Source organism: Bartonella sp. CL63NXGY, from assembly GCF_042194905.1.
Lineage (GTDB): Bacteria > Pseudomonadota > Alphaproteobacteria > Rhizobiales > Rhizobiaceae > Bartonella.
This window is the reverse complement of the sequence record NZ_JBHINK010000024.1, coordinates 1-10024: the sequence shown is the minus strand read 5'-3', so window position 1 is coordinate 10024 and position 10024 is coordinate 1. Positions and strand designations below refer to the sequence as shown.

At 37.2% G+C, this 10024-nt stretch carries 7 protein-coding genes and 3 pseudogenes; 1 reads left to right on the top strand and 9 read right to left on the bottom strand.

What is annotated here, in order from left to right:
• On the bottom strand, window positions 1-459 hold a 459-nt coding region (locus ACFIK0_RS08485), incomplete at its 3' end, for an ABC transporter substrate-binding protein (protein WP_375663805.1).
• Between the two features lie 396 nt (window positions 460-855).
• The gene (locus tag ACFIK0_RS08480) at window positions 856-1158 is read right to left on the bottom strand and encodes a hypothetical protein (protein ID WP_375663804.1); all 303 of its coding nucleotides are present in this window, start codon (window positions 1156-1158) and stop codon (window positions 856-858) included.
• Between the two features lie 507 nt (window positions 1159-1665).
• Here ACFIK0_RS08480 and ACFIK0_RS08475 point away from each other — a divergent pair.
• A pseudogene (locus ACFIK0_RS08475) lies at window positions 1666-1845 on the top strand (integrase); the annotation flags it as partial.
• A 245-nt stretch (window positions 1846-2090) separates the two neighbouring features.
• Here ACFIK0_RS08475 and ACFIK0_RS08470 read toward each other — a convergent pair.
• From ACFIK0_RS08470 to ACFIK0_RS08445, 7 genes and pseudogenes are all read right to left on the bottom strand, one after another.
• Entirely contained in the window at window positions 2091-2720 is a 630-nt protein-coding gene (locus ACFIK0_RS08470) for a DNA-3-methyladenine glycosylase I (protein WP_375631719.1), read from the bottom strand.
• A complete protein-coding gene (xseA, locus tag ACFIK0_RS08465) occupies window positions 2698-4128 on the bottom strand; it encodes an exodeoxyribonuclease VII large subunit (RefSeq protein WP_375660258.1) in 1431 nt (476 codons plus the stop codon). Before xseA ends, ACFIK0_RS08470 begins: the two co-directional genes overlap by 23 nt.
• Window positions 4129-4142: 14 nt before the next feature.
• Window positions 4143-4315 (bottom strand): annotated as a pseudogene (locus ACFIK0_RS09965) (ABC transporter substrate-binding protein); the annotation flags it as partial.
• Between the two features lie 212 nt (window positions 4316-4527).
• Window positions 4528-6159 (bottom strand): ABC transporter substrate-binding protein, encoded by a 1632-nt coding sequence (locus tag ACFIK0_RS08460; RefSeq protein WP_375663803.1) that lies wholly within the window; start codon window positions 6157-6159, stop codon window positions 4528-4530.
• 902 nt (window positions 6160-7061) lie between these two features.
• Window positions 7062-8693 (bottom strand): ABC transporter substrate-binding protein, encoded by a 1632-nt coding sequence (locus ACFIK0_RS08455; RefSeq protein ID WP_375663806.1) that lies wholly within the window; start codon window positions 8691-8693, stop codon window positions 7062-7064.
• Window positions 8694-9069: 376 nt separating this feature from the next.
• On the bottom strand, window positions 9070-9219 hold the full coding sequence (locus tag ACFIK0_RS08450) for a hypothetical protein (protein WP_375663802.1): 150 nt from the start codon (window positions 9217-9219) through the stop codon (window positions 9070-9072).
• A gap of 414 nt (window positions 9220-9633) precedes the next feature.
• Window positions 9634-10024 (bottom strand): annotated as a pseudogene (locus tag ACFIK0_RS08445) (ABC transporter substrate-binding protein); the annotation flags it as partial.

Genomic DNA, 10024 nt, shown 5'->3' with positions numbered 1-10024 from the left:
CAAAGCATCATCAACATTTTGTTCTACAATTCCATATTCATTAAAAATTGCCGCATTACCCATCTTCAATTTGACAATCCGCTTCATACCCCAAACAAGATCATTGGCATTGGCTGATCTGCCATCATTAAACTTCAAACCATCACGCAAATGAAAAGTAATCACCGTACTGTGATCATCACCTGAAACATCCCAATGCGTTGCTAAAGCAGGAACTATTTTAGCAGGATCATCTGTCGCAGTACTCACCAAGTTATCACAAATATTGTAAATAATTTCACTTGCATAAACATCATTGCTTTGGGCGGGATCAAACGTACTGATTGCATCAAGATTCCAAGCCATCACAAGGGTATTAGCCGGTGTTTTTGCTGAAACCTGTTGTACAACTACCCCCAAAGCCATAAGAGCAGCAACAAGAGAGCTGCTACTTTTCAATATTGTTTTCTTCAAGTTCATAAACTTTTCCCTTTATTTATTTTTTATCAATTAATGACGCTGAAATAATATAGCAAATTTATAATTATAACATTGAATAAATACGTTCTAATCGCTTATATTTTTAATCACCTACACAGAGTCATCTACTTGATAAATTCATTGACTTACGTCTCAATAAACCATAGCGAACATACAATATATGTTTTACTAACCAGTATTACATTCTTTTCATAACCTTTCTTTGCATATGATAATGCACTATATCAGTTCCCTATTAATCATCAATAAGCCTTATCGCCCCAAAAAATAGTGAGCTTTAAAAAATCATTACGCAAAAATTTATGAATTCATTATTCTATTCCTTTAGGCGATATTTAAAATAAAATATGCAAACTTTAAAAATAGTTATCCCCCTCAAACACTCAGTTTCAAGATGCGGCGCATCTTTACTACATGACAAAAACGACACTGGAATAGCAGAAAGACATAAGAAAATATCTTTTCTAAAACGCCATCCCCCACAAAAAGCTGCTTAATCTTTTGAAAAATAAGTGTCAAAAGTTTTACGTTTTTACCAACAAAACCAAACGCGTTAACAAAGATAAAAGAAAAATGAGAAGAATCATTCCTTCCACGCTTTATCTTTTGAGAAATAAAGCTTACAATAAAAGAATACACACTAAAATGCATTCCCCCATTGATAAAAACAAAATTCATTAGACGCTTCCCCCCTAAAGACATAACGAATATAAACCCTTCTAAACTTTAGTGTGCATCATTGCTTTGCCACTATAAAAATAGAGCATAAAACAACATACAGCAACAGAACTCTCGTTTCCAGCGGAAACATACAGAGATTCAACGAAGCAATGTAGTGGATACAAGCCTGCATGAGCTTAATCATCTTCCAAAAAATTGGAGCGCACACGCGGCAAGATCACTCTACTAATAGAGGAAAGCTATCAGATAATAAAACCCAACACAAGCAGCTTGAGTCATTTAACTTCAATTTTTCATCGCTGTATTTTATTTTTATTACCTAGGTAAGCATTGAGCAATCGACCTACATATAAATAAACCGACAGTCATACAAGCAAAGTAAAACAATGCAACAACAGCACCCCATCTAAAAACCACTTTGCATTCGTCAATAAGCATGAATAAAATATTCATTAATTATAACGGTCATGTCATTAACAGAAATAAAAAAAACTCTTCTCAACCATTACAAATGCCAAAGACTGTTGCACAACATTGAGAGCTAGTAAAGTGTGTGATGGTGCCGATTTGCTCCTTCATAAGCGTAAAGATGGAGGTGCTCAATGGATTTACCGTTGTACCATTCACAGGCGCCACCGCGAAATGGGTTTTGGTGTACTAAATGTTTCTTTAAAACATACAAGATATTACCATTATCTCACTTCAGATACATAACAGTTAAGGTATCACTCCTTTTGGCGTCTGTTTTTTCATCCTCAAAATTATACCTTTATCGTTTTTAGTGCCAACAACAGTAGAAAATCATTAATATTGTATAGTTTGTATATTTCAATTATCTTATACAGTGAAATTGTATAATCTATACATTTATTAAATAATTCAATTATTATCCTATTGATCATTACTCTTACAAAAGAAAGTTTGCCAATTTATCGACAAAAACATCCTTCAAGATGATCATTAACAATCCCTACGGACTGCATAAAAGCATAACAAATTGTGGGACCAACGAATGTCCAGCCACGTTTCTTCAAGTCTTGAGAAAGACGAAGAGAAGCAGGTGTCATAGGGTTAGCCAACAGTGTTTGGAAATCTATTTTTTCATAACGCTCTGATGGTGGTGGCTGAAAAGACCAAAAATAGTGGGACAAACTTCCCCACTCTGTTATAATTTCTTGTGCTCTCAATGCGTTATTAAGCACTGATTGAATTTTTCCTTGATGGCGAACAATGTCTTTATTCTGCATTAACATTTGCACCTTTAGCTCATCATAATGAGCAATCTTTTCAAAGTCAAAGTGATCAAATGCAATGCGAAAAAAAAAGCGTTTTTTTAAAATTGTAAACCAAGAAAGTCCCGCTTGGAAACCTTCAAGACAAATTTTCTCAAACAAACGAATATCCTCAAAAATAGGCTTTCCCCATTCGGTATCATGATAAGCACAATAAAGTGGATCCGTTCCAGCCCATGCGCAACGAACTTTTCCATCCACTCCCTTAAGAAGACCTTCCGCAAGCATGGCATTAACCCCCGTATTAAAAGAGCATTCCTTGATCATCGCTAGGCGACTTTATTTGCTTGTGTTTTGAACGTTTAGCGGAAATAGGCTCTTGTGTTGCAACACTGATATCTCCATCAAAAAAACGTAAATTTATGTGCCCCGTTTCTGGAAACTGAGCCAAGCGTTTAATGGGCTTATTCTCTTTCCCCAAAGCCAAAACAAAACCGCGCTCCAAAATATTCTGATATGAAGTGCTTTTTAAAAGCCTAGATACTACCTCTAACCCAGCACGTTGTTTTTCCACACTACGCACAAAAGCACGCTGAAGACGTGCCGTATATTCCTTTGTATTGCGTTGTGCTTTTTCACTATTTAACAAACGCGGTGAAAGACGCACACCAAGTGCATGAAAAGAAAAACGTTTTTTATCGTAGCTCACACAAAGAGCACGCTGCAATCGACTTGAAGTTTCATCCAAACCACGCCGTGGTAGAGCAAAAAGTTGATCGGCAGTCGGAAGAGCTCGTAGAGTAGCTCGCAATTTTTGTCGATAAAAATCCAAATAACGCGCTAGTCCCTTGCGCAAACGTGCAGCAAGCGATGCCACCAGCACCTCAAGATCAAGCTTAACAGGAACAGCCCGTTCTGCTGCGGCGGTGGGAGTTGGAGCACGCCAATCAGCCACATAATCAATCAAGGTCCAGTCCGTTTCATGCCCAACAGCAGAAATAACAGGAAGAGAAGATTCATAAACAGCACGAACAACAGCTTCGTCATTAAACCCCCACAAATCTTCTAAACTTCCCCCTCCCCGTGCAACAATAATAAGATCAGGCTTAGGAACAACTCCTCCTAAAGGCAACGCATTAAAACCTTCAACAGCAACAGCCACTTCTTTCCCACTTGTTTCCCCCTGAACACGTACAGGCCAAACCAAAATATGCAACGGAAAACGATCGGATATACGGTGAATAATATCACGAATAACAGCACCTGTTGGTGATGTTACAACGCCTATAGTTCGAGGCATATAAGGCAAAGTTTTTTTCTTAGCTTCATCAAACAAGCCTTCTTCTAAAAACTTTTTCTTACGATTTTCAAGGAGTGTCATCAAAGCACCAATCCCTGTTGGTTCAAGAGCCTCAATGACAATTTGATATTTCGATGATCCTGGATACGTCGTAAGTTTACCAACAGCAATCACTTCCATCCCTTCTTCAGGAGGAAATTTGAGCTTTTCCATCATTCCACGCCAAATAACAGCTTCCAACCGTGCCTTATCATCTTTTAAAGCAAAATAAGCATGTCCCGAAGCATGAGTACCACGGTAACCTGATATCTCCCCACGTACCCGTACATAACCAAACTTTTCTTCAACAACACGCTTTAGGGCCCCTGCTATTTCGGAAACAGTGAATTCTGCCACATTTGTTACACCTGTTTTTTCACTAAACAAACTTACCATTTTTCAATTCTTTACGCCCGTTTCTGTGAATCTTTTTGAAACAACACATCTTTAAACTTTTGATTTATAGCTTCATCAAAATACCCATAACACCGGCTAGAGTAGTTTATATTTTTAATTTCAAATCGATTATCAGGGTTGTAAAAAAACTTGAAGCCGTTTTATGGGGATATCTAGAGTCATTATTTCATTCGAAAATTGTATCAATAGAAGTTTAAATATTCAATCTTAACATTCACACAAACACATCTTTTATAAGAATTCCTGAAATAAAATTCTCTACACAACATAGAAATCCATTCCAGATAAAATTCAACGTATTGCAAAGTGTTAAAGAGCTTTGCAATACATCAAATATATCATGATCATGTTTTTTATATTTTATAAACCTGATCCTTCTTATTTTTCAATTGCACTATAAAAAATACGTGGTGCACTATTCCAAACCCATTTTTTAACATCAGGTGTCATCGCTATCGTGTGATACGTCTGATAGATAAAAGCATAAGGTCCTTTCTGCATAAATTCACGTTGCAAATCAGCATACATTTGCGACCGTTTTTTTGGATCTTTTTGAAACAACGCATCTTGAACCTTTTGATTCATAGTTTCATCCAAATACCCATGGCACCAACTCGCATAGCCTGTATTTTTAGCCTCAAACCGATTATCAGGATTGTAAATAAGACGTGAAGCCATTGTATGGGGATCCGCAGAATCATTATTCCATCCGAAAAAAATCGTATCAAAAGTACGTGCAGATAGTTTTGAAAATAACTGCGTGCCTACGAAACGTTCAATTTTAAAACGCACCCCCACCTTTTTTGCATTGTCTTGGAGGGACTGAGCAATAGGCAAAGCAAAAGGATAAGGAGAGGCACCAGCAAAAATACTGGCCTCAAAACCATCCGGATAACCTGCCTCTGTTAAAAGTTGCTTTGCTTTTGGGAGATCAAGTTTAAAGGGTTGTCCTTCTTTTTCATCCAAAGCCCCAAGATTACCAAGAGGAATAAAACTTGCACGTGGAATACCAACATCTTTGAGAAGAGTCTTACCGAGTCCTTCATAGTCAATAAGATAGCGCATCGCTAAACGTACTTTTTCATTGGCAAAAATTGGATTTGTCACATTGAACCCCCATATGATCACGGATGGCTCTAACACTCTTTCAACTTTAATATCCGTTGTTGCTTGGAGATCTGCCAAATCCTCTGGCATCAGATTACGTGCAACATCGATATCGTGTTTTTGCAACAATAAACGTTGTGTTCCAGGTTCCGCAACATGGCGAATTAAAATCTTCTTCAATTTAGGCGCCTCCCCCCAATAATTGGAGCTTGCACGCAACAAAATCCCTTCTCCAGGACGCCAACTCTCTAGCTGATAAGGACCAACACAAGCAGAATGACTTGCCAAATACCGGTTTCCCATATCACCATTTTTTTCGTGTTTCATGAGTGTCTCACGATCAAGCAAAGCAAGAGTACGACTAGTGGCAAAATGGCTAAGAATAAGCTCTGCTGGATAAGGTTTATCAAATTTCATCACCACCGTTTTGTCATCCGGTGCTTGAAAAGCCTCATCAACGTTTTGTTCTGTAATCCCATATTCATTAAATGTCGCCGCAGTAGCCATCTTCAATTGAACAACCCGCTTCATGCTCCAAATCAGATCATTAGCATTCGCAGGACGACCATCGTTGAACTTCAAACCATCACGCAAATGAAAAGTAATCACAGTACTCTGATCATCACTTGAAACATCCCAACTCTTTGCTAACGAAGGAACCATTTTAGCAGCATCATCTGTAGCAGAAACGACTAAATTATCACAAACATTGACAAGAACTTCATTACCATAACGATCATTGATTTGTGCGGGATCAAATGTACTTATTGTATCAAGATTCCAAGCCATCACAAGCGTATCAGCAGGTGTTTTCGCTGAAACTTGTTGCACAAACATCCCCATTGCAAGAACAGCAGAAACAAAAGAACTGCCATTTTTCAATATTTTTCTTTTCACGTTCATAGAATTTTCCTTTTAAGATTTAAGGTTATTATATAACTTCCCCATGTGACAACATGCAAAAATGATAAGATCATGCTTAGAAAACACGCCTCCTAGAGGTAAAACATCAAAACTTCCAAGAGCAGCAACCACTTTTCAAAAGCTCATCCCCCCGAACACGTATAGGACAAATGAACATATGCAACGCAAAACGATCTGATTAAAATAAAGCTATCACGCACGATAGCACGCGACATCACGGCACTTACAATTCAGAGCATATCAGGCCAAAATTCTTCTTTGCTTCATCAAAAAGATTTCTTCTTCAAGTTTCTTCTTGCTATTTTCTAAAAAGTATCATCAAAGCGCTACTCTAATTGCTTCAAAAACCTCAAGACAATTTAATATTTTGATGATTCTGAATAAATTTTTTAGTAACCACTTTCACCCTTTTTCAGAAGAAAATTCGAACTTTATTATAACTCCGTATCAAATAACAGCTTCGAACCTATAGATTATCATATTTTAAGTCATAAGGAGTGTACTGAGGTATAAGAAGAGTAGCGTGATGTTTCCCCACGTATCTGCATAAAATAGTTTTTTCACTAAAACATTTTAAAGTCCCCCATTTTTTCAGAAACACTAAATTTTGCTTTATTCGTTACACCTGTCTTTTGCAACAAACAAATTTATTACTTTTTTATACACATAAATTGAAATATAAAATATTAATATCTATACACGTAGAATTTATCGAGATAAATAACCTTTCTTCCCAATAGAATGTTTTGAAATAAAATTCTCTACACAACATAGAAATCCATTCCCGATAAAATTCAACGTATTGCAAAGTGTTAAAGAGCTTTGCAATACATCAAATATATCATGATCATGTTTTTTATATTTTATAAACCTGATCCTTCTTATTTTTCAATTGCACTATAAAAAATACGTGGTGCACTATTCCAAACCCATTTTTTAACATCAGGTGTCATCGCTATCGTGTGATACGTCTGATAGATAAAAGCATAAGGTCCTTTCTGCATAAATTCACGTTGCAAATCAGCATACATTTGCGACCGTTTTTTTGGATCTTTTTGAAACAACGCATCTTGAACCTTTTGATTCATAGTTTCATCCAAATACCCATGGCACCAACTCGCATAGCCTGTATTTTTAGCCTCAAACCGATTATCAGGATTGTAAATAAGACGTGAAGCCATTGTATGGGGATCCGCAGAGCCATTATTCCATCCGAAAAAAATCGTATCAAAACCACGCGCATAAAATTTTGAAAATAACTGCGTGCCTACGAAACGTTCAATTTTAAAACGTACCCCCACCTTTTTTGCATTGTCTTGGAGAGACTGAGCAATAGGCAAAGCAAAAGGATAAGGAGAGGCACCGGCAAAAATACTGGCCTCAAAACCATCAGGATAACCTGCCTCTGTTAAAAGTTGCTTTGCTTTTGGGAGATCAAGTTTAAAGGGTTGTCCTTCTTTTTCATCCAAAGCCCCAAGATTACCAAGAGGAATAAAACTTGCACGTGGAATACCAACATCTTTGAGAAGAGTCTTACCGAGTCCTTCATAGTCAATAAGATAGCGCATCGCTAAACGCACTTTTTCATTGGCAAAAATAGGGTTCGTCGTATTAAACCCCCATATGATCATGGAGGGCGCCAACACTTTTTCAACTTTAATATCCGTTGTTGCTTGAAGATCTGCCAAATCCTCTGGCATCAGATTACGTGCAACATCGATATCGTGTTTTTCCAATAATAAACGTTGCGTTCCAGGTTCCGCAACATGGCGAATTAAAATCTTCTTTAATTTAGGCGCCTCCCCCCAATAATTGGAGCTTGCACGCAACAAAATCCCTTCTCCAGGACGCCAACTCTCTAGCTGATAAGGACCAACACAAGCAGAATGACTTGCCAAATACCGGTTTCCCATATCACCATCTTGTTCGTTTTTCATGAGTGTCTCACGATCCAGCAAGGCAGCAGTGCGATTAGTGGAAATATTGCTAAGAATGAGCTCTGCTGGATAAGGTTTATCAAATTTCATCACCACCGATTTGTCATCCGGTGCTTGAAAAGCCTCATCAACGTTTTGTTCTGTAATCCCATATTCATTAAATGTTGCCGCATTAGACAATTTCAATTTGACAACCCGCTTCATACCCCAAACAAGATCATTGGCATTCGCAGGACGACCATCGTTGAACTTCAAACCATCACGCAAATGAAAAGTAATCACCGTACTCTGATCATCACTTGAAACATCCCAACTCTTCGCTAACGAGGGAACCATTTTAGTAGCATCATCTGTAGCAGAAACGACTAAATTATCACAAATATTGTTAACCAATTCAATTCCATAACGGTCATTGAGTTGTGCAGGGTCAAATGTACTTATTGGATCGAGATTCCAAGCCATCACAAGCGTATCGGCAGGTGTTTTTGCTGAAACTTGTTGCACAAACATCCCCATTGCAAGAACAGCAGAAACAAAAGAACCGCCCTTTTTCAATATTTTTCTTTTCACGTTCATAGAACCTTTCACGTTCATAGAATTTTCCTTTTAACGTTTATTGTATAAATTCCCCATGCAACAAAACGTGCTTAATAATTAAGTTTAGACGAACAATAGGCTCCTAAAGATCAAACTTTAAAACCTTCAAGAACAAGCACCTCTTGTCAATGACTCCTCCTGTCTACACTTATAAGCCAAACTAAAACATACAAAGGAAAACACTCTGATATACAATGAACGCTCACCAACAACAGAGCTTATTCACGATATCATAACGCCTACTATTGAAAACTATAAAACCTGTATTTTTTCTATCTTGTTAAGCAAGCTTGTCTCGTATTTCTTCCGGCGTGTTCTATACCATCAAAGCACTACCCCTTTTGGCTCAAGTACCTTAATAACAAAGAGCCTTCATAATAATTTGACGATTTGATAAAATAGGAAAATTTGTCAGTTTGCCAAGTGCAACGACTTTTATTCCTTCTTCAAAAGAAAATTTAATTTTTTCATCACTCCCCGTAAAATAACACCCTCCAAATGACATCTCATCATCTTTCAAAGAAAAAGAAAATATGAACACTATAAAAAACTGATATCCCTTGTGTACCCACCCATAACAAAACTTTCCTTCAACACAGCAAAACCTTTGCACCTTTAGCACCACTAAATTCCGCGATATTTGTTACACTTAGTTTCTTTATGTTATACTCAGTTTTTTAACAAATAAATTGACCACTTTCTAATTCAGAGAAATTGAAATATCGATCTTAACATCCACTTAAATACACCTCTAATGAGAATGAAAAATATCTTTAAACGAATGTCTTGAAAAGACATTCAACAATATATCACGCATTACCTATGATCTTCGACGCATTGCAAAACTTGAAAATTTATACAATACGCCGAATATATCATGACGATGCCCTTTATCTATTGAACAGCATTGAAGACACTCTTATTTTTCAATTTTACTATAAAAAATATGTGGCGCACTATTCCAAACCCACTTTTTGACATCAGGCGTCATCGCAATAACAGTATATTTCTGATAGATAAACGCATAAGGTCCTTTTTGCATAAGTTCACGTTGTAAATCAGCATATATTTGTGCCCGTTTTTGCGGATCTTTTTGAAACAACGCCTCTTCAACTTTTTTATTCATTTTGGCATCAAAATACCCATGCTGCCAACTAGGATAGGCTGTATTTTTTGCCTCAAGCCGATTATCTGGATTATAAACAAGACGTGAAGCCATTGTATGAGGATCCGCAGAATCATTATTCCATCCGATAAAAGCCGTATCAAAAGCCCGTGCATTCACTTTTGAAAACAACTGTGTACCTGCT

Bases quoted from the DNA above. Each gene is read 5' to 3' on its own strand.
- ACFIK0_RS08480 (WP_375663804.1), bottom strand. From the start codon at position 1,158: ATGAATTTTGTTTTTATCAATGGGGGAATGCATTTTAGTGTGTATTCT.
- ACFIK0_RS08470 (WP_375631719.1), bottom strand. From the start codon at position 2,720: ATGATCAAGGAATGCTCTTTTAATACGGGGGTTAATGCCATGCTTGCG.
- xseA (WP_375660258.1), bottom strand. From the start codon at position 4,128: ATGGTAAGTTTGTTTAGTGAAAAAACAGGTGTAACAAATGTGGCAGAA.
- ACFIK0_RS08460 (WP_375663803.1), bottom strand. From the start codon at position 6,159: ATGAACGTGAAAAGAAAAATATTGAAAAATGGCAGTTCTTTTGTTTCT.
- ACFIK0_RS08455 (WP_375663806.1), bottom strand. From the start codon at position 8,693: ATGAACGTGAAAAGAAAAATATTGAAAAAGGGCGGTTCTTTTGTTTCT.
- ACFIK0_RS08450 (WP_375663802.1), bottom strand. From the start codon at position 9,219: ATGTCATTTGGAGGGTGTTATTTTACGGGGAGTGATGAAAAAATTAAA.